The 18,406-nt window shown below is 73.9% G+C and carries 17 protein-coding genes, 1 tRNA gene and 1 other RNA gene; 11 read left to right on the top strand and 8 right to left on the bottom strand.

All coding sequences use genetic code 11. The annotated features are described in order from the left end of the window. Window positions 1-148: 148 nt before the first annotated feature. Complete coding sequence (gene moaA, locus HNQ09_RS11695; protein WP_184029440.1) at window positions 149-1,168, top strand: GTP 3',8-cyclase MoaA; 1,020 nt, start codon at window positions 149-151, stop codon at window positions 1,166-1,168. Window positions 1,169-1,386: 218 nt separating this feature from the next. Then, window positions 1,387-2,079: a GntR family transcriptional regulator gene (locus HNQ09_RS11690; protein WP_184029438.1), complete on the top strand. Its 693-nt coding sequence runs from the start codon at window positions 1,387-1,389 to the stop codon at window positions 2,077-2,079. 14 nt (window positions 2,080-2,093) lie between these two features. Here the strand turns inward: HNQ09_RS11690 and HNQ09_RS11685 are convergent, their stop codons facing one another. Beyond that, on the bottom strand, window positions 2,094-2,444 hold the full coding sequence (locus HNQ09_RS11685; protein WP_184029436.1) for a hypothetical protein: 351 nt from the start codon (window positions 2,442-2,444) through the stop codon (window positions 2,094-2,096). 140 nt (window positions 2,445-2,584) lie between these two features. On the opposite strand from HNQ09_RS11685, the gene HNQ09_RS11680 reads away from it, so the two are divergent. Both HNQ09_RS11680 and HNQ09_RS11675 read left to right on the top strand, forming a co-directional pair. Beyond that, the gene (locus HNQ09_RS11680; RefSeq protein ID WP_184029434.1) at window positions 2,585-3,217 is read left to right on the top strand and encodes a TetR/AcrR family transcriptional regulator; all 633 of its coding nucleotides are present in this window, start codon (window positions 2,585-2,587) and stop codon (window positions 3,215-3,217) included. A gap of 98 nt (window positions 3,218-3,315) precedes the next feature. Further along, window positions 3,316-4,797: an ATP cone domain-containing protein gene (locus HNQ09_RS11675; protein WP_184029432.1), complete on the top strand. Its 1,482-nt coding sequence runs from the start codon at window positions 3,316-3,318 to the stop codon at window positions 4,795-4,797. Between the two features lie 71 nt (window positions 4,798-4,868). Here the strand turns inward: HNQ09_RS11675 and HNQ09_RS11670 are convergent, their stop codons facing one another. From HNQ09_RS11670 to HNQ09_RS11655, 4 genes are all read right to left on the bottom strand, one after another. Further along, complete coding sequence (locus HNQ09_RS11670) at window positions 4,869-7,784, bottom strand: transglutaminaseTgpA domain-containing protein (RefSeq protein WP_343057769.1); 2,916 nt, start codon at window positions 7,782-7,784, stop codon at window positions 4,869-4,871. A gap of 4 nt (window positions 7,785-7,788) precedes the next feature. Next, complete coding sequence (locus tag HNQ09_RS11665) at window positions 7,789-8,739, bottom strand: AAA family ATPase (protein WP_184029430.1); 951 nt, start codon at window positions 8,737-8,739, stop codon at window positions 7,789-7,791. A 10-nt stretch (window positions 8,740-8,749) separates the two neighbouring features. Next, window positions 8,750-9,076 (bottom strand): VanZ family protein, encoded by a 327-nt coding sequence (locus tag HNQ09_RS11660; protein ID WP_184029428.1) that lies wholly within the window; start codon window positions 9,074-9,076, stop codon window positions 8,750-8,752. A gap of 74 nt (window positions 9,077-9,150) precedes the next feature. Further along, entirely contained in the window at window positions 9,151-9,597 is a 447-nt protein-coding gene (locus tag HNQ09_RS11655) for a VOC family protein (RefSeq protein ID WP_184029426.1), read from the bottom strand. Between the two features lie 117 nt (window positions 9,598-9,714). Between HNQ09_RS11655 and plsY the strand changes: the two genes are divergently transcribed. The 7 genes from plsY to HNQ09_RS11620 all read left to right on the top strand — a co-directional run bounded on the left by plsY (window position 9,715) and on the right by HNQ09_RS11620 (window position 15,638). Next, entirely contained in the window at window positions 9,715-10,308 is a 594-nt protein-coding gene (plsY, locus tag HNQ09_RS11650; protein WP_184029423.1) for a glycerol-3-phosphate 1-O-acyltransferase PlsY, read from the top strand. 115 nt (window positions 10,309-10,423) lie between these two features. Beyond that, on the top strand, window positions 10,424-10,723 hold the full coding sequence (locus HNQ09_RS11645) for a hypothetical protein (protein ID WP_184029421.1): 300 nt from the start codon (window positions 10,424-10,426) through the stop codon (window positions 10,721-10,723). Window positions 10,724-10,970: 247 nt separating this feature from the next. Continuing rightward, window positions 10,971-11,819, top strand: a complete 849-nt coding sequence (locus tag HNQ09_RS11640; RefSeq protein ID WP_343057766.1) for an endonuclease/exonuclease/phosphatase family protein — start codon at window positions 10,971-10,973, stop codon at window positions 11,817-11,819. Between the two features lie 364 nt (window positions 11,820-12,183). After that, the gene (rfbD, locus tag HNQ09_RS11635; protein WP_184029419.1) at window positions 12,184-14,358 is read left to right on the top strand and encodes a dTDP-4-dehydrorhamnose reductase; all 2,175 of its coding nucleotides are present in this window, start codon (window positions 12,184-12,186) and stop codon (window positions 14,356-14,358) included. 339 nt (window positions 14,359-14,697) lie between these two features. Continuing rightward, window positions 14,698-15,045, top strand: a transfer-messenger RNA (tmRNA) gene (ssrA, locus tag HNQ09_RS11630). A 67-nt stretch (window positions 15,046-15,112) separates the two neighbouring features. Continuing rightward, window positions 15,113-15,197 (top strand) — tRNA-Leu (locus HNQ09_RS11625). Window positions 15,198-15,308: 111 nt separating this feature from the next. Further along, entirely contained in the window at window positions 15,309-15,638 is a 330-nt protein-coding gene (locus HNQ09_RS11620; RefSeq protein WP_184029417.1) for a DNA-binding protein, read from the top strand. A gap of 15 nt (window positions 15,639-15,653) precedes the next feature. Here HNQ09_RS11620 and zapE read toward each other — a convergent pair whose 3' ends face one another. Genes zapE through HNQ09_RS11605 form a run of 3 tightly spaced genes read right to left on the bottom strand, consistent with a single transcriptional unit; the run spans window position 15,654 to window position 18,358 of the window. Then, on the bottom strand, window positions 15,654-16,661 hold the full coding sequence (gene zapE / locus HNQ09_RS11615) for a cell division protein ZapE (protein WP_184029415.1): 1,008 nt from the start codon (window positions 16,659-16,661) through the stop codon (window positions 15,654-15,656). Beyond that, on the bottom strand, window positions 16,658-17,656 hold the full coding sequence (gene pip, locus HNQ09_RS11610; RefSeq protein WP_184029413.1) for a prolyl aminopeptidase: 999 nt from the start codon (window positions 17,654-17,656) through the stop codon (window positions 16,658-16,660). The genes zapE and pip overlap by 4 nt, the downstream gene beginning before the upstream one ends. Continuing rightward, window positions 17,657-18,358 carry a S4 domain-containing protein gene (locus HNQ09_RS11605; protein ID WP_184029411.1) on the bottom strand — a complete coding sequence of 234 codons (702 nt, stop codon included), beginning with the start codon at window positions 18,356-18,358 and terminating at the stop codon, window positions 17,657-17,659. Between the last annotated feature and the right edge of the window lie 48 nt (window positions 18,359-18,406).

The raw sequence follows: 18,406 nt of genomic DNA, 5'->3' as shown, positions 1-18,406 counted from the left end.
TGAAATCAATGAACCGGGTGTAACGTCCGCGTTCCTGGCGGCGGAACAGTCGGCGGCCCCCTGTGCCCGCGTCCGGGGCCAGCGCGGGGGCGAGGTCAGCGTGGCCCAGTTCGCCAATCCGGCCTGCGGGCGCGCGTATGGTGGGACCGTGCCCTCCGACCGGCTGAACCGGCCCCTGCGCGACCTGCGGATCAGCGTGACCGACCGCTGCAACCTGCGCTGCACCTACTGCATGCCCGCCGAGGTGTTCGGGCCGGACCACGCCTTTTTGCCGCGCGAGGAGCTGCTGAGTTTCGAGGAGATCACGCGCCTGAGCCGGGTCTTCGTGGAGCTGGGCGTGCGCAAGCTGCGCGTCACGGGGGGAGAACCGCTGCTGAGGCGCGACCTGCCGGAGCTGATCGCGGCCCTCAGCCGCCTGCCCGGCGTGCAGGACGTGGCGCTCACCACCAACGGGCTGCTGCTGCCGCGCCTGGCCCGCGACCTGAAGGGGGCAGGGCTGGGGCGCGTGACGGTCAGCCTCGACAGCCTCGACCCGCAGGTCTTCGGGCGCATGAACGGCCTGGGCGTCTGGCCCGAGCGGGTGCTGGACGGCATCGAGGCCGCCCTTCAGGCCGGGCTGGGCGTGAAGGTCAACACGGTCGTGCAGCGCGGCGTGAACGACGCGGGCCTGCGCGACCTGTGGCTGGCGCTGCGCGAACGGGCGGTCGTGCGCTTTATCGAGTTCATGGACGTGGGCAACCACAACGGCTGGAATCTGGACGCGGTGGTGCCCTCGCGCGAGGTGCTGGCGCGGCTCAGCGCGGACGGCACGGGCGCGGAGTTCCGGCCCGTGACCCCCAGCTACCGGGGCGAGGTCGCCGCGCGCCACCTGGACCCGCAAGGGCACGAGGTCGGGTTGATCTCCTCGGTCACGGCCCCCTTTTGCGGCGACTGCTCGCGCGCGCGGCTCTCGGCGGTGGGCGTGCTGTACACCTGCCTCTTCGCGGGAAGCGGCACCGACCTGCGGGCGCCCCTGCGGGCCGGGGCCTCCGACGCCGAGCTGCGTGGCCGGATCGCCGGCGTGTGGCAGGAGCGCCAGGACCGCTACAGCGAGGAACGCGGCGAGATGACCCCGGGGCAGCGCGCCACCACGGCCAGCAAGGTCGAGATGTCGCATATCGGCGGCTGAGGCGCGCCTCCCCGCCCGGCGGGCACCCCGTCCCCGCTGCCGAGACAGGCTTATCCCGCCCGCCGCCCTGGGAACGACTCCGGTGCCCGCGTCCGGCTGTTCCTGCGGGCGTGACCCGGTCCAGGCGCTTGTGTACTGTGGACACCAACTCTAAGATGAGTGCGTAGTGACCACCCGCCGCGAGCGACGTGGGGTCCTGGAAGGGTCCGGAGGCAAGCATGGCGAAGTACCCGCTGATCAAGACCACCCTCAAAGACCGCCTCCTGGGAGGGCATTACCTGGAGGGCCTGCCCCTGCCCAGCGAGCCGCAGCTCGCCCGCGAGTTCGAGGTTTCGCGCATGACCGCCCGCCGCGCCATCGACGAGCTGGAGCGCGAGGGCTACGTGTACCGGGTGCAGGGCGCCGGGACCTTTCCGACCGGCAAACGCTTCCGGCAGGGGATGTTCCGGGTGCGGCCCTTCAAGGAGTGGGCGCGCCACCCCGAGCACCGCACCACCGTGCTGCGCGCCATGCAGATCGGCTCGACCGCCGAGATCGCCGCCGTCTTGCAACTGGAGGCGGGCGACCCGGTGATCTTCGTCCACCGCCTGCGGACGGCGGGCGACGAGGCGCTGGTGATCGAGAAGCGCTACATCAACGCTGCCCTGGCGCCGTCGCTGCTCGACCACCATCTCGGCGCCGAGAGCATCCACGAGGTGATGATCGGTCTGGGGGTGCCCCTCACCCGTGTCGAGCAGAACCTGGAAGCGGTCAACCTGCGCCAGGAGGAAGCCGACCTGCTGCGGGTTCCGCTGGGTACCGCCGCCTTCTTGCTGCGGCGCACGACCTACAGCGGCGCGCGGCGGGTATCGTACGTGAACTACTGGGTGCGCGGCGACCGCTACACCTTTCAGGACACCTTCGAGCCGTAGGCCCTTTCCCCGCCTCAGGCGTCGGGGTCGGCCTGCCAGTCGGTCAGGGCGTAGGCGCCCAGCACGGTGCCCGCCAGCCCCAGGAAATAGCCCCGGTCGCGGGCGCCATGCCCCAACCCGGCCAGCAGCAGCAGCACGGGCACCGTCGACAGTTCGATCTTGCCGTGCACCGGAAAGGGAATCAGGCGGCGCACGGCGACCGGGTAGTCGGTCAGGGTGCTCACGCCCAGGTAGGACCCGGCCAGCGCGTAGGACGCCGTGCGCGCCTTGGGGCTGAGCCTCAGCAGCTGCGGCGCGGCGACCATCAGGGCGCAGGCGGCGTAGTCGATCAGGCCATGCACGCGGGGGGTGACGGGCTTGTCCATGCGGCCAGCATCGCTGAGCCTGGGCGCCCACAGGCTCTCTTTTCTCTAACCCGGCCTTGAGACTCCGGCCCAGGACGCCCGCGCCCCCTCACCTTGAACGGGGTGCAATTTTGGACCGCACGCGCTATACGTGGGGAATCATGGATTCGTCGTCGCTCCGGGAGCGCCAGAAGGAACGCCGCCGCGCGCGGATCTACAGCGTGGCCCTCGACCTGTTCAAGCGCGGCGGCTTTCAGGCGACCACCGCGACCGACATCGCGCGGGCCAGCAACGTCTCGCGCGGCACCTTTTTCAACTACTACCCCTACAAGGAAGCGGTGCTGCTCGACTACGGCAGCGAGGTGATGGACCGCTTGCGCGACCAGGCGGAAGCGCGCCTGGCCGCCGGAACGCCGCCGCTGACCGTGCTGTACGAGGTCTGGGACCAGCTGGCCGAGGAAAACGGCCGCGAGCGTGACCTCTTTCCGCCGCTGGCCTACGAGGTGATGAACCCCAACCCCGAGCGCGCCCGCACCGCCTACCAGGCGCTGCCGCTGAGCAAGGTGATCGAGCTGATCTTGCGCCCGCTGCACCAGGCCGGCATGATCCGCACCGACCTGAGCCTCCAGCGCATCAGCAACCTGATCGCGGACACCTACCTGATGGTCGCCCTGCGCTGGAGCGCCTACGGCACCGACCGCACCTTGCAAGAAGAAACCCGCCTCGCGCTCAACCTGTTGCTGGAAGGGGCGTTACGCCGCGAGGGGCCGCCGCCCGCCCCCCGCACCCCCTGAGGCGGCCCCCTGGAAGGGCAAAAGGGGCCACGCCCCCTGGGAATCGCCCGTAGAATGCCCCCCGGTTCCCGCGCGGGGGCCAGGAGAGGCCCGCTGACATGACCCAACCTGAACTCACCGTCGGCAGCGCCCGGCACGGCTGGCCCTTCAGCCGGGGGCTGGTCGTGGAGTCGCTGGTGAACGCGGGCGCGAGCGGCGCGGTCGCGGCGGCGGCGGCGCGGCGGGTCGAGCAGGCGCTGCGGCACGCGCGCAGGAGCGTGGTCAGCCCCGCCGAGTTGCAGGCCCTGATGGTCGAGCAGGCGCGCGGGCTGGCCGGAGACGAGGTCGCGGACGCCGCCGCCCGGCAGACCCCCGCTTTTTTCGACATCCCGGTGACGGCCAAGAAAGGCACGCTGCCCTTCAGCCGCGGCGTGCTGGCGCGCACGCTGGAGGACACCGGCCTGCCCCCGCGCGACGCCTACGCCGTGGCGAGCGCGGCGGACGTGCGGCTGCGGCAGTCGGGCGCGCGCGAGATCAGCGTCCCGGACCTCGACGCGCTGACCGAGGCGCTGCTGGCCGAGCGCTACGGCGAGCACATGCGCCTGACCTACCGCTTCTTGCAGCGCAACCGGGGCAAGCTGGGGGTCAGCGGGGACGGCGGGACGCCCGCGCCCTTCAGCAAGGGGCTGCTGGTGCAGTCGCTGCTGGCGGCGGGCGTGGCCCCCGACGTGGCGCGCAAGGTCGCCCGGGTGACCCAGCGCGACCTGCGCGGCAGCGAGGACCGGCTGGTGACCCGCCAGGCCATCCGCGAGAAGGTCGAAGCCCTGCTGCGCGACGAGGTCGGCCCCGACGTGAGCGCACGCTACCGCCTGCTGCGGGTCATTCGCCGCCCGCCCCGGCCCCTGGTCGTGCTGCTGGGCGGCGTGAGCGGCACCGGCAAGAGCTTTCTGGCCGCCGAGGTCGCCTACCGCCTGGGGATCACGCGGGTGGTGGGCACCGACGCGATCCGGCAGGTCATGCGCGCGACCGTCTCGCGCGAACTGGTCCCCGGGCTGCACGCCAGCACCTTCAACGCCTGGGAAGCCCTGCTGCCGCCCGGCACCCCCCACCCCCAGAAACCCACCCGCGAGGAACTGCTGGCGGGCTTTCGCGATCAGGTGCAGCAGGTCAGCGTGGGGCTGGGCGCGGTCGTGCGGCGGGCCATCGAGGAGGGCACCAGCCTAGTGCTGGAGGGCGTGCATCTGGTGCCGGGTTACCTGCGGGCAAGCGACTACGCGGGCGCGCTGATCGTGTCCATGCTGGTGACCCTGCCGGACGAGCAGGAGCACCGCCGCCACTTCGAGGCGCGCGACCAGGAGACGGCCGCCAGCCGCCCGCTGCACCGCTACATGCGCTATTTCGAGGAAATCCGCGTGATGCAGGACTACCTCGAAGAACTCGCCGCGCGCGAGGACGTGCCGCTGCTCGACGGGTTGACCCTCGACGAGAGCGCCGATCAGGCCGTGGACGTGGTGCTGCGCCGGGTGATGGCCGCCCTGACGCCGCAGGAACGCGCCGCGCTGCTGGGCGAGGACCTGGAGGGAGCGGCGCCGGAGGAGTGACCCGGAGGGCGACGGAACGCGCCCGGCAATCTCCTGAGCCGCCGACCGCCAGCGGGCGGGCGCCGCGCCCCTCAGCCTCTGCGCCGGACCCGGCGCACCGCCGTCCGCAGCGCCCGCAACTCGGCCGCGCCCGGGTGCAGGCCGTAACGGGCCGCGTGGTAGGCGGCGACGGCTGCGGCAATCGCGGCGGCCTGGGCCGGGTGTTTCTGGGCGGCGCGGCGGGCATAGTCGCCGGGCGTCTCGCCGGGGGCGCGCGGCAGGCGCAGGCGGCGGGTGAGGTCGTCGAGCAGCCGGGCGGCGGGGTCGGCAGGGCGCGGACGCCGCAGCGCCGTGAGCAGCGTGGGCAGCAGCGCCAGCGCGAGCAGCCCAGCCCCGGCGACGAGGTACCCGGAGCCGCCGACCCCGCCCAGCCCCACCCGGGCCAGCAGGGCGCGCTGTTGCCCGCCGTCGTACCCGGCGACCCAGGTGTTCCAGCGGGTCTGGAGGGCGTCGAGGCGCAGCGCGGCGCGGCGCAGGGTGTCCGGGGGAGGCGCGGCGGTCGCGGCGGGGCGGGTCAGGGCGGTGTCCAGCCCGGCGTTGACCCGCGCGGGGGCGACCACGGCGGTGGGGTCCACCCGCACCCAGCCCTGGCCCGGCAGCCACACCTCGGTCCAGGCATGCGCGTCTTGCTGGCGCACGATCAGGTAGTCGCCGCCCAGCCCCGGCTCGCCGCCGAGGTAACCGCCCACCAGCCGGGTGGGCAGTCCCGCCGCCCGCAGCAGCACCGCGAAGGCCGAGGCGTAATGCTCGCAAAAGCCCGCGCGGGTGCCGAAGAGGAAAGCGTCCACCCGGTCGCGCTGCGGCAGGGTCGGGGGCGTCAGGGTGTAGGTAAAGCCCCCGGCGCGCAAGAAGGCCAGTGCCGCCTCCACCCGCTCGGGCGGCGGGAGCGTGCGCCACGACAGCCCCAGGGCGCGGGCGCGCGGACTCTCCCCTTCCGGCAGGTGCAGGGCGAAGTTCAGGCGGCCGGGGTCTTCCCGCACGCCCAGCCGCGCGGCGCGGCTCTGGAAGCTCAGGCGGGTGCGGGTGGCGGCGGGGCGCGGGGTGACGGCCTGAAAAGCGGTCGTGAGCAGCGCCCCCGGCGGCAGAGCGGTCGGCGTGTCCAGCGCGAGCAGCCAGGGCTTGCCGCTGGGTTCCAGCGCCAGCGTGTAACTCAGGGTCGGGCCGAAGGGGTCGAGGCTGGGCGCCGCCCCCGGCACCCGGACCTGGGTCCAGCGCAGGCCGTCGTAGGCCTCGTAGACCGGGCCGCGCCAGTACCGCTGGGCGGGGTCCGGCAACGCTCCGGCGAAGTCGGCCCGGAAGGCCACCGCGCGGTTCTGGGCCAGGCTGGCAAAGTCGCCCGCGCTGACCTGATCGGCCAGGCCGGTGCGGGCCGCGTCCTGAACCGGAAGCTGCCACAGGGGCGCGTCGGGCCGGGGAAACAGCACGAACAGCAGCGCGGCGAGCGGCAGCGCCTGAAGGGTCAGCGCGGCGGCGGGGCGCAGCGGGGAGTGTGCCGGGGTGGGGGCGGCAGGGGGGGGCACGGTCCAGGCCACCAGCGCGGCGAGCAGCAGGCCCACGCTCAGCAGCGCGTGCGCCGCCGCCAGCGGCCCCTGCCCAAAGAAGAAATGGGTCAGGGTCACGAACACGCCCAGCAGCGCGAGCAGCCGGGCGTCGCGGCGGGTGCGCGTCTCGGCGGCCTTGAGGGCGACCAGCAGCCCCAGCAGCGCCGTACCCGCGTCACGGCCCAGCAGCGTGCCGAACGAGGCGTTCAGCAGCACCAGCCCTGCCCCCGCCGCCAGGCCCAGCAGCGCGGGATGGGGAGCAGGCAGACGCCGCCGGGTCCGGGCCACCCGGGTCCGGGCCGCGCTGTAGCCCAGCACGCCCACGATCAGCGCCGTGAGCCACCAGGGCTGCCGCAGCGCCGCCGGAGCCAGCGCCACCGCCAGCGCGAACAGCGTGAAGCGCAGCGGCGCTCCCGGCAGAGGCGGGGGCGGAAGCTTTTTCGGGCGCGGGCGCGGGCGCGGGGGCAGGGGTGCGGCGGGCACGGGCGGAAAGGCCGCCAGCTGCGCCAGCGCCGCCCGCGCGTGGCCCTCGCCTGCGCCGACCGGCAGCGCCCGGCCCGGCAGGTTCAGGCTGAACGGCGTGCCCGCTCGCCGCGCCGCCCCCACCCACGCCGCCAGCCGGGAAAGCCGGGCTTCGGGGTCGCCCAGCGCCGCCGTGTCCGCCCAGTTCAGGGCCAGGGCAGCGGCCCCGGCGGGCGCGTCGGTCTCGCGGGTCAGCAGGGCGCCGGTACGGGCCGCGTGGCGCCACGACACCTGCCGGGGCGAGTCGCCGGGCAGGTAGGGACGCAGGCCGCTGAACTCCTCGTCGCCGGAGACGCGCCGGTCCTGCTCGCCGGCGCCCGGCACAGACCGGACCGGCGGGGACGGCGCGTCCCGTTCGGGCGCGGGAAAGACCGGCAGAGGCTCCGGCGGCGGCAGGTCGCGCCTGACCTCCCACAGGCCCAGCGGATCGAGGACCACCGCTTCCGGGCGGGTCAGGGTCAGCTGGCCGCGCGCCCCGGCGGGCACCGGCAGCCGGGCGGTCAGCGTGCCCCCCGCCGGGACCCACACCGTCACGCGGGGCTGCCCCTGCCCCGCGCGGGCCTGGACCCGGACCGTCAGGCCCGGACCCCGGCGGCCCCCACGGTGGCTCAGGCGGGCGGTGAAGGCCGCCTCCGTTCCGGCGACCGCCTCGGCGGGGGCGTCCAGCGCCGCCTCCAGCGACCGCCCGGCCCGGGTCGCGTGCGCCGCCGCGACCACCCACACCCCGCCCAGCAGGAAGGTGATCCCGTAGCCCAGGCTCAGCGCGTAGTTGATGCAGCCGATCAGGGTGACCACGATCAGGCCCAGAAAGGCCACGCCCAGGCGGGTGGGGGCCAACCGGGCAGAAACGGGCCGGGCGGAAGCGGGACGTGTGGGCGCAGGCACCACGCTAGGGAATCGGCGTGTCGGCCAGCAGGCGGGCGAACACGTCTTCTCCCGGCCGGGCGGGATCACGCAGCGGCAGGCGGTGGGCGCTCAGGGCCGGGAAGACCGCCTGCACGTCCCCCGGCAGCACCATGCCGCGCCCGTCCAGGTACGCCCAGGCGCGCGCGGCAGCCAGCAGCGCGAGCAGGGCGCGCGGACTCAGCCCGGCGGCCAGCGCAGGCGACTCGCGGGTGGCGCGGGCGAGCGCTTGCAGGTAGTCCAGCAGCGCGGGGGCCGCGTGGACCCGGTCCACCTCGCGCTGGGCGGCCAGCAGGCCGGGCGCGTCCAGCACGGCGGGCAGGTCGCGCACCGTGCCCGTGCGGCCGCCCGTTTCCAGCAGCCGCCGCTCGGCGCGGGGGTCGGGGTAACCCAGCGTCACCGTGAGCAGGAAGCGGTCGAGCTGGGCTTCGGGCAGCGGCGACGTGCCCACGAAGGCGGCGGGGTTCTGGGTGGCGATCACGAAAAAGGGGTCGGGCAGGGGCCGGGTCACGCCGCCCTCGCTGACGGTGCGTTCCTCCATCGCTTCGAGCAGCGCGCCCTGGGTCCGGGGGGTCGCCCGGTTGATCTCGTCGGCGAGCAGCACCTCGGAGAAGATCGGGCCGGGCTGGTAGCGGAAAGTCGCGGCGGCGGCGTCCCAGATGCTCACGCCCAGCAGGTCGGCGGGCAGCAGATCGGCGGTGAACTGCACCCGCCGGAAGCCCAGGCCCAGCGTGCGGGCCAGCGCGTGCGCCAGGGTGGTCTTGCCGACACCCGGCTGGTCCTCGATCAGCAGGTGCCCGCGCGCCAGCAGGCAGGCTAGGGCCAGCCGCAACTGCACGGGCTTGCCCAGGATGACCTCCTCCAGCGCGGCCAGAACCGGCCGCAGCGGCGCCGCGGTGCCGGAGGAGGGAGGGGCGGCGGGCACGGCGCGGGTCATGGCAGCCAGCCTAGCGGCGGGTGTCTGACAGAACTGCGACATCCGGCGCCCCGGCGCTGCTCCGGGCGGCCAGCCAGACCCCCGTCCAGGCGCCCGCCAGATCGAACAGCCAGTCAGTGATCCCCGCCTCGCGGCCCGGCACGAAGGCCTGATGAACCTCGTCGAGGGCGCCGAACCACGCGGCGAGGACCAGCGCCCAGCCCCGGTTCCCGGTGGCGCGGCCCAGGCTGTAGCCCAGCGCCGCGTAGGCCGTGAAGTGCGCCGCCCAGTCCAGCGGATGCACCAGCGGCGGCCCCGGCGTGTCACTGCCCGAACTCAGCCACCACACCGTGCCCATGACCCCCAACGCGGGCCACCACCAGAGGGGCTGGCCCCGGCGCGGCAGGGGTGGCTGCCGGGACCTGTCCCGCCTCAAGGCGCCGCGCTTTCCGGCTCCGTCCCGGCGCCCGGCTCCCCGGCGGGGTGCTCGACCAGCTCGATCAGGGTGCCCGCGCCCCACTTGGGGTGCAGGAAAGCGACCCGGGTGCCCGCCCGCCCCGGCGTGGGCGCCTGCGAGAGAAAGCGCGCGCCCGCCGCGCCCAGCCGCGCCATCTCGGCGTCCAGGTCGGCCACCTGGTAGGCGGTGTGGTGCAGGCCCGGTCCCCGGCGCTCCAGAAAGGCGGCGATGGGACTGTCGGGCCGGGTGGGCGCGAGCAGCTCGATCAGGGTCTCCCCCACCTCGAAGGCGCGCACCCGCACCCCCTGGGAGGCGACCTCCTCGTCGGGACCCTCCGGCGTGAGGCCCAGGGCGAGGTAGGGCGCGCTGCCGGTCTCCAGATCGGGCGTGGCGATGGCGACGTGATCGAGCGTGACCGTCATGCCCTGTAGGGTAACGGGCCGCGCGGCCCGGCGTCATCTTGCTCTCCCCCCCGGGTCAGGAGCACTGCCGAGCGAGCACGCCGGCCCCCTTCTCGCCGTGCCGCTACAATCGGGCGCGTGATCCTGCTGACCCTGCTCGCCGTGCTGCTGTCGTACCTGCTGGGATCGGTGCCTGCCGCCGCCTGGGTCGCCCGCTCGCGCGGGGTGGACATCCGGCAGGTGGGCAGCGGCAACAGCGGGGCGACCAACGTGCTGCGCTCGCTGGGGCGCGGTCCCGCCGTGGTCGTGGCCGCGTTCGACGTGCTCAAGGGCGCGCTGGCGGTGGGGCTGGCGCGCACCGTGGGCCTGGGGCCGCTGGAAGCCGGACTGTGCGGCGTGGCGGCCGTGGTGGGGCACAACTTCAGCCCCTTTCTGGGCTGGCGCGGCGGCAAGGGCGTGGCGACCACCTTCGGGACCCTGGTGGCCCTGGCGCCGCTTGTCGGGCTGGGCATGGCGGTGATCGGCCTGCTGACCGTCGCCCTGACCCGGCTGGTGTCGGCCGGAAGCATCCTGGGGGCCGCCGCCGCCGTGCTGGTCTCGGCGGTCAGCGGGCAGCCGCTGTGGCTCAGCGCCCTGGTGGCGGCGCTGGCCGCGCTGCTGGTCTGGCAGCACCGCGAAAACGTCACGCGGCTGCGGGCGGGCAACGAGCGGCGGCTGGGCGACAAGGGCTAGCCGCCGGGCGAAGGGTCTGGGAAAGGGGGCCGCCGGGGGCCGGAGCTTGCGCTATGCTGGGCGGGTCAACACAACCACCCGGACGGTGGTCAGCCCGTCCGGCACGGGAGTAGCCATGCCCGTCCGCATTCGCATCTACGGTCACGAAGCCACCTTTGCACGGGGCTGCTGGACCTGTGAGGACGACGCCCTCCAGGCCATGCTCGAAGCCCTGGTCGATCCGCGCGCCCTCTCGGCCGAGCAGGAACGTGCCCACGCCCTCTACGCGGCCGGACGCTACGGCGGCCTGATCCTGACCCCGGGAGGCTGGGAGCCGGCTCCCCTCCCCGCCCCCGAGATCCGCCTGGAAGACTTCGCCCCCGCCCGTCACCCCGAGCGCGCCGGGTGGCTCTCCTTTTTGCGCAAACGCCGTTAGCTCGGCCGCAGGCAGCCGGGCCGGTCCCGCCTGCGCCCGCCCCCCGGCCCCGCGCGCCACACGCGCGGGCATCTTCCGCTCCCGGCCCGCCTGGCTTTTCCTGCTGACGGTCGCGCTGGGCTGGAGCCTGGGCGAGTGGGTCGGGGAACGCACGGTCCCGACGCTGCTGCTCGCCTACGCCCCCGCCGCGCTGTGGCTGCTGCCCGCGCCGCTGGTGCTGGCGTGGACGCTGGGACGGCGCCGGGGCGTGGCGACCGCACTGGCCGCCACGCTGCTGGCGGCCTGGGGCGCGGGCTTCTTGCACTGGCGGCCCCAGCTGGCAGGAGCGCCGGCAGGCGGGGAGCTGCGGGCCGTGACCTTCAACGTGGCGCGCGGGCACCTGGGCACCCCGGAAAAGGTCGCCTCGGCCCTGCGGGCGGCCGACGCGGACCTGCTGCTGCTTCAGGAGACCAACTTTACGCGCCCCGGCTTCGGGGACGAGCTGCTCGCGCGCCTGCCCGGCTACGCGGTTCGCCGGGGCCACGAGGTGATGACCCTCTCGCGCCTGCCGGTGCTGGGCGCCGTCAACCACCCGGCGCCAGGAAGCCGCCGCACCTTTCTGGAAACGCGAGTGCGCTGGCAGGGCCGGGAGCTGCGGGTGGTCAACGCGCACCTGGGCACGGTGCTGGTGTCCAGCGCGCTGCGGGGCGACCTCGCCACCCTGCGCCGCACCCGGGACGTGCGCGCGGCCCAGGTCGCGCGTCTGGCCGACCTCGCCGGGAGGGCGCCGGGGCCGCTGCTGCTGGGGGGCGACCTCAACACGCCGCCGCGTGGGCAGGTCTTCCGGCAGCTGCGGCGGGCGTTCGGGCCAGGCGCGCACGATCTGGCCGGGCGCGGTCCCGGCTGGACCTTTTCCCCGCTGCGGCTGCGCATCGACCACCTGCTCGCCCGGGGCCTGACCCCCACCCGGGCGCAGGTGCTGCCGGACGCGGGCAGCGACCACCGCCCCCTGCTCGCCGGGTTCCGGCTGGCAGACCGGGACGCGGCGTCTCCCGCGTCTGGCTCACTCTGGTCTGGCCCCCTCTCGTCTGGCCCCCCCTCCTCTGGCCCGCGCTGAGGGCGGCTGTCTGGGGCCGCGCCCGCCCGGGACACCCGAGCGGCCCCCGGTCTCCCCGGGAGGCGCCCCACCGGCCCACACATTAAGTTTTCCGTTCGGCTTCCACGCCTGCCAGGGTTGACCTGCACTTCACAATGCCCCTCAGGTTTCCGGCTCCGGCCGGAGGCAGGACACTCGGACGGCCTCGCCCTCTTCCAGACAGGGGCGCTCCTGCGCGCCGCCTTCCGCCGCCTCCGGGCGGCGTGGGGGCCAGGAGGGGAGGGGTGGACGTTTTCGCTGGACCCGCCCCCGGGCGGGGAGAGACCGGGCGCGGCGCGGTGGCTCTGGGCATGCGGAGTCAGCCGGGAACCCGGCAGAGGTGGACATGGAGAATTTGAAACTGTGGGTGGGCGTCGAGCCGACGGTCAGCCGCGTGGGCGACCAGACCCTCGATCAGCTGTCCTTGAGCGGCTTCGACCACCGTCTGGACGACCTCGACCGCCTGGCGTCGCTGGGCGCCTCGGCGGTGCGCTTTCCGCTGTTGTGGGAGAAAACCGCCCCGCAGGGACCCCAGCGGGCCGACTGGCGCTGGGCCGACGCGCGGCTCTCCCGGCTGGCAGAGCGGGGCGTGGCGCCGATTGTGGGCCTGGTCCACCACGGCTCCGGCCCGCGCCATACGCACCTGCTCGACCCCGCCTTTGCGCGGGGGGCCGCCGCCTACGCCCGGGCGGTGGCCGAGCGTTATCCGCAGGTGCAGATGTACACGCCCGTCAACGAGCCGCTGACGACCGCCCGCTTCTCGGCGCTCTACGGCCACTGGTACCCCCACGCCCGTGACGAGCGCAGCTTCTGGCAGGCGCTGAAGCACCAGCTCCGGGCCACCGTGCTGGCGATGCAGGAGATCCGGCGGGTCAACCCACAGGCCCAGCTGGTGCAGACCGAGGATCTGGGGCACGTGGCGAGCACCCCGGCGCTGCGCGAGCAGGCCGACTTCGAAAACGAGCGGCGCTGGCTGAGCTTCGACCTGCTGCTGGGACGGGTAGGCCCCCAGCATCCGATGTGGAGCTACCTGCGCTGGATCGGGGCCACCGAGCGCGAGATCCTGTGGTTCGCCGAGCACCCCTGCCCGCCGGGCGTGCTGGGCCTGAACGTGTACGTGACCAGTGAGCGCTTTCTGGACGAGCGGCTGCACCGCTACCCCCCGCACACCCACGGCGGCAACGGGCGGCAGGCCTACGCCGATGTCGAGGCCGTGCGGGTGCGCGGCGAGGGGGTCGGCGGCCCCGGCGAGCGGCTGCGCGAGGCCCACGCGCGCTACGGCCTGCCCCTGGCGATCACCGAAGTCCACCTGGGCTGCACCCGCGAGGAGCAGTTGCGCTGGCTGGCAGAAGCGTGGCAGCAGGCCGAGCAGGTCCGCCGGGAAGGCGCCGACGTGCGGGCCGTGACCGCCTGGGCCGCGCTGGGCGCCTTCGAGTGGAACAGCCTGCTGACCCGCCGCGACGGCCACTACGAGAGCGGCCTGTGGGACGTGCGCGGCGGTTCCCAGCCGCGCCCCACCGCCCTGGCCGGGCTGGCCCGCGAACTCGCCCACGGCCGGGCGCCCTCGCACCCGGTGCTGGAGGGTCCCGGTTGGTGGCGCCGCGCCGAGCGCCTGACCTTTCCCGCCGTCGGGCGGGTGCGGGCCGAACGCCCCGCTGGCCGTCCGCTGCTGATCACCGGCGCCACCGGCACGCTGGGCCGCGCCTTTGCCCGCGCCTGCGAGGGGCGCGGCCTGCCCTTCCGGCTCCTGACGCGCCACGACCTCGACATCGCGGACCCCGGGTCGGTCGAGCGGGCGCTGCGCGAGCACCGGCCCTGGGGGGTCGTGAACGCCGCCGGGTACGTCCGGGTGGACGACGCCGAGCACGACCCCCGCAACGACCGCGAGAACGCGCACGGTCCCCGGCTGCTCGCCCAGGCCTGCGCCCAGAGAGGCGCCCGCCTGCTGACCTTTTCCTCCGACCTGGTGTTCGACGGGCAAAGGAGCAGCGCCTACGTCGAGTCCGACCCGCCCAACCCCTTGAACGCCTATGGCCGCAGCAAACACGCCGCCGAGCAGGGGGTGCTGGAGACGCTCCCAGACGCCCTGGTCGTGCGGACCAGCGCCTTTTTCGGTCCCTGGGACCCCCACAACTTCGCCGCCCACGTCCGGCGCGAGCTGCAAGCGGGGCGGGTGCTGCACGCGGCGCACGATCAGGTCGTCTCCCCCACCTACGTGCCCGACCTGACCCACGCGGCCCTCGACCTCTTGATTGACGGCGAAGGCGGCCTGTGGCACCTGGCGAACCGGGGCGCCGTGAGCTGGGCCGACTTCGCGCGGCAGGTCGCCGGGGCCGCCGGGCTGGACCCGGAGCGGGTGGAGGCCGTGCCCACCTCGGCGCTGGGCCTCGGCGCCCCGCGTCCCGCCTACAGCGCCCTGACCAGCGAGCGCGGCCTGGTCATGCCCGACCTCGACGGCGCCCTGCACCGCTGGCACGCCCACAGCGAGGTGCAAGACCGCGAGCTGCTGGCCTCCGACTAGCTGGCACCTCCCCCGGTGGCGGGCGCCCGCGCGGCCGACCCTTCAAGCGCCGCCTCCGGCGCCCACACCCCGCCCGCCACCGGGGAGGCCCGGGTGACCGGGACGCCCGTGCAGCTGCTGACAGCCCCGCGTGCGGCAGGAGTCGCCGGGCACTGGACCCCTCCGGGCGCAAGCGGTGCCTCCGGTCTCAGGCAACGCGGTGCCGGGGGAGGCGGCCCTGGTGAGGGCCTGCCCCACAAGAAAAGGCGCATGAGAGAACAACGTGCCGCAGCTCAGGGTACCGACCGGGCAGCTCTGCTAGACTTCCTGATGCCGGAGACTCCGGCAGCTTTACCCGCTGGGGGTGACCCGGTTTCGACAGGGGAACTGAAGGCGCTGTTGCGTGTCGAGGTGCCGTTGGCCTCGTAAAAAAACGGCAAAGCCTTTAATTGGCAACCAGAACTACGCTCTCGCTGCTTAAGTGAGACGGTGACCGCCTAGCCCGGCCTTTGGCGAGGCGCGAACTGTAACAAAAGAAGGCTAGCCCAGGCGAGGTTCCATAGCCAAAGGCGAAAACAAGTGGAGATACGGTTCCGGGCAGTCCGCCCTCTGACGGCCCCGAACCCGACAATCAAACAGCGGGATACACACGTAGACGCACGCTGAACGGACCTTTGGACGGCGGTTCGACTCCGCCCACCTCCACCACCGACAAAGCCCTGCCCCTGGAGGCGGGGTTTTTTCTATACTCTGCTGGCGCGCTCCTCCCCCCCGTGCCGGGATGGCGGAATCGGTAGACGCATCCGACTTAAAATCGGCCGCTGCAAAGCGTACGGGTTCAAGTCCCGTTCTCGGCACCACCCCTTCCCCTGCCCCACGCCTCCGCCCCGCGCGGGGGCTTTCTTCATAGGGCCTGAACAAGGCGGGCTGGCCCACCGACCCGCCGGGGCCGCGCCGGGCAAGGTGGGAGCATGAGCCAGAGCAAAGCAGACCTGTCCATCCCCCGCGCCGTGCAGGACAACGCCTGCGAGGGCCTGCGCCTGCGGGAGGAACACGGCTTCGGCGGCACCGAGGTCGGGGAACATATGGCCGAGCAGCTCGCGGCGGGCGGCGCGCTGAGCGAGGAAGAGGTGCGCCACGTCGCCCAGTACTTCCCCCGGCACGCCCACGACAACCTCGGTCAGACGGGCGAAGGCGGCGACAAGCCGTCGCGCGGATACATCGCCTGGCTGCTGTGGGGCGGCGACGAGGGCCGCGCCTGGAGCGAGAAGGCGGTCGCCGCGCTGGACGGGGAGGAGTAGCGCCGGGGGGGGGCCTTACAGCCCCGCCCGCGCTTCCCGCAGCAGCTCCGAGAGGCGGCTGAGGCAGCGGCTGTACTTCTTGGCGTAGGCGCCGTGGCGGTAGGTCTCGCTGAAGAGGCTGCCCAGCGGCGCCCCGGTAAAGGCCGCGCGCACGCCGAGGTCGTAGAGCTTGTCCACAAAATGCACGAAGCGCAGGGCGACGTTCTGGTCGGGCATCGGGGCGAGGTCGGTCACGGCCAGGGCCTGCACCCCGCTCAGCAGGCGGGCGAAGCGGCTGGGATGCACCTCCAGCAGCAGGCGGCCCAGGTCACGGTGGGTCAGGGCGGCCAGCGAGGCCTCGGGCTGCCGCGCCCGCCACACCTGAAACTCGGCGGGCGTGAGCGGCTGGTCCGGCACCGTGCCGCGCTGGCGGTAGTCGGGGCCGTCGATGCGCCGGGTCTCGAAGCGCTCGGCGATGCCCTGAATCTGGCGCTGAAAGTCCGAGGCGTTGAACCGCCCCTGCCCCAGCGCGCCGGGTTCGGTGTTGGAGGTGGCGACCACGCTGGTGCCGCCGGGCATCAGCTGCCCCAGGAAGGTGTTCGCCATGTGGGTGTTGCCGGGGTCGTCGAGTTCAAATTCGTCGATCAGGAGCAGGTCGTGGCCCCGGAAGGCCTCCACGGCCCGGGTCATGCCCAGCGCCCCGATGGCGTACATCAGGTCCTGAAAGCTCATCAGGGCGCGCCGGCCCTCCGCCGCGTGGTAGGTGCTGGCGAGCAGGTGCGTCTTGCCCACCCCGAAACCGCCGTCGAGGTACAGGCCCCGGCCCTCGGGCTTGGCGCGGCGAAAGAGCCGGAAGCCCCCGGGCCGCACCTGCGCGCCCTTCAGAAAAGCCTGGAGACTGGCCCGCGCCTCCTGCTGGCTGGCAAAGTCGGGGTTGGGGCGGTAGGTCTCGAAGCGCACCCCCTGAAAGCGGGCGCTGGGGGCGAGGTCCGCCGTGAGGTCCTCGGGGGAGAGGCCAGGCTTGCGGGAGAGCAGGTCGATCACGGCGGGGTCTCGCGGGCGGCGGGGGAAGCGGGCGGCCCGGCCGGGGACACCTGGGCGGCAAAGCGGTCCGTCGCCTCCCGGATGGCGGCCACCATGCGCGGCCCGCCGTGGCCCTCATCGTCAATCAGGATCAGGTCGCTGCCCGGCCAGGCGCGGTGCAGCGCCCAGGCGAAGCCCACCGGGCCGCTCACGTCGTAGCGGCCCTGAATCAGCACGCCGGGGATGTGCGCGAGTCTGGACATGGCGCTCAGGGGCGCGCCCTCTGACCAGAACCCCGCGTGCGCCCAGTAATGGGTGACCAGGGTGGCGAACACCTGCCGGGCTTCGAGAGACGCGGCGGCCAGCGTGTGGCCGGGTTCGAACCCCGGATCGAGCGAGATGTGCGTGTCCTCCCAGCGGCACCAGGCCAGCGCCGCCGCCTCCCGCACCGCAGGGTCCGGCGAGGCCAGCCGCGCGCGGTAAGCGTCCACCACCCGCTGGCCCGCCCTGACCCCCCCGGCCTGCACGAAGGCTTCCCACTCGCGCGGAAACAGCAGGCCGACGGTCTCGGTGATCCAGGTGACGTAGCGGGCGTCGGTGGGCGCGACCGCCATCAACACGAGTTCGCTCACGCGCCCGGGGTGCGCCTGCGCGTAGGCCAGCGCCAGCGCGGTGCCCCAGGAGACGCCCTGAAGCAGCCAGCGCCCGATGCCCAGGTGCTCGCGCAGCGCCTCCATGTCCGCGATCAGCGTTCCGGTGGTGTTGAGGTCGAGCCGGTGCGCCGGGTCCGTCGCCAGCGGAACGCTGCGGCCGCAGCCGCGCTGCTCGAAGCCCACGGTCCAGTACCGCTCGGGGTCGAAGCGGCGGCGGTAGCCCGCGCCCATGCCGCCCCCGGGACCGCCGTGCAGGAAGACGGCGGGCTTGCCGCGCGGGTTGCCCGACGTTTCCCAGTAGATGTGCTGCCCCTCGCCCACAGGCAGGAGGCCGGAGGCGGACGGCTCGGCGGGCGGGTACACCTAGCGATGCACCTCCAGCTCCACCTTGAAGTTCCCGCGCCGCGTCTCGTTCACGACCCGCTTGAAGTCGATGCGCCCCAGGCCCTCGGCGCTGAGGCTGTCGCCCTCGCGGATCTCGCTGCTGGCGCGGGCAGGCGCGCCGTTGAGCCGCACCTTGCCGCCGTCGATGCCCTGCTGGAAGTAGGCGCGGCTCACGCCGAAGCCCTTGGCGCCCACCACGTCCACCCGCATGGAGGGCACCACGACCTCACGGGTCTTGCTGCCCCGGCCCGCCGTCTCCCCGACCTCCTCGACCGCCACCGGGCGGCCTCCCAGCTCGGTCAGGGTCTCCAGCGTCTGCGCGGCCTTGCCCGTCGCGGCGACCAGAAAGGCCCCGCCCCGGTCTTCGCGCAGGTCCCCGAGCTGGTCTTCGGACAGCTCCAGACGGCGCAGCTGCACCGCGAAATCCTGCACGTCCCAGCCGGGGCCGCCGGGTTCGGGGGTCACGCGCAGCACGGTCACGCCGCTGTCCACCTCGGGGATATGGGCGGGGTGCAGGGTCAGGATCACCCGGCGGGCGTCGGGAAACCCGCCCGCGATCACGAAGCGCACCTCGTCGTCTTGCAGCACCCGGCGGTCGATGTCGTCGCCCTCCACGAAGGGGGTGCGCACCACGCGCCCGCCGCGCGCCTGCGCCACCAGGGCACTGAGCTTTTGCTTCATGCCCGGCAGGATAGCGCCGCGCCGGGAAAGTGGGGGCGCGCCCGGGGG

Source organism: Deinococcus budaensis (genome assembly GCF_014201885.1).
GTDB lineage: Bacteria > Deinococcota > Deinococci > Deinococcales > Deinococcaceae > Deinococcus > Deinococcus budaensis.
The sequence above is the reverse complement of the archived record's forward strand: the minus strand, read 5'-3'. Positions and strand labels throughout refer to the sequence as shown.

Bases quoted from the DNA above. Each gene is read 5' to 3' on its own strand.
- HNQ09_RS11645 (WP_184029421.1), top strand. From the start codon at position 10,424: ATGCCCGTCCGCATTCGCATCTACGGTCACGAAGCCACCTTTGCACGG.
- HNQ09_RS11685 (WP_184029436.1), bottom strand. From the start codon at position 2,444: ATGGACAAGCCCGTCACCCCCCGCGTGCATGGCCTGATCGACTACGCC.
- HNQ09_RS11665 (WP_184029430.1), bottom strand. From the start codon at position 8,739: ATGACCCGCGCCGTGCCCGCCGCCCCTCCCTCCTCCGGCACCGCGGCG.
- HNQ09_RS11690 (WP_184029438.1), top strand. From the start codon at position 1,387: ATGGCGAAGTACCCGCTGATCAAGACCACCCTCAAAGACCGCCTCCTG.
- HNQ09_RS11620 (WP_184029417.1), top strand. From the start codon at position 15,309: ATGAGCCAGAGCAAAGCAGACCTGTCCATCCCCCGCGCCGTGCAGGAC.
- HNQ09_RS11660 (WP_184029428.1), bottom strand. From the start codon at position 9,076: ATGGGCACGGTGTGGTGGCTGAGTTCGGGCAGTGACACGCCGGGGCCG.
- HNQ09_RS11605 (WP_184029411.1), bottom strand. From the start codon at position 18,358: ATGAAGCAAAAGCTCAGTGCCCTGGTGGCGCAGGCGCGCGGCGGGCGC.
- HNQ09_RS11680 (WP_184029434.1), top strand. From the start codon at position 2,585: ATGGATTCGTCGTCGCTCCGGGAGCGCCAGAAGGAACGCCGCCGCGCG.
- HNQ09_RS11675 (WP_184029432.1), top strand. From the start codon at position 3,316: ATGACCCAACCTGAACTCACCGTCGGCAGCGCCCGGCACGGCTGGCCC.
- HNQ09_RS11655 (WP_184029426.1), bottom strand. From the start codon at position 9,597: ATGACGGTCACGCTCGATCACGTCGCCATCGCCACGCCCGATCTGGAG.
- rfbD (WP_184029419.1), top strand. From the start codon at position 12,184: ATGGAGAATTTGAAACTGTGGGTGGGCGTCGAGCCGACGGTCAGCCGC.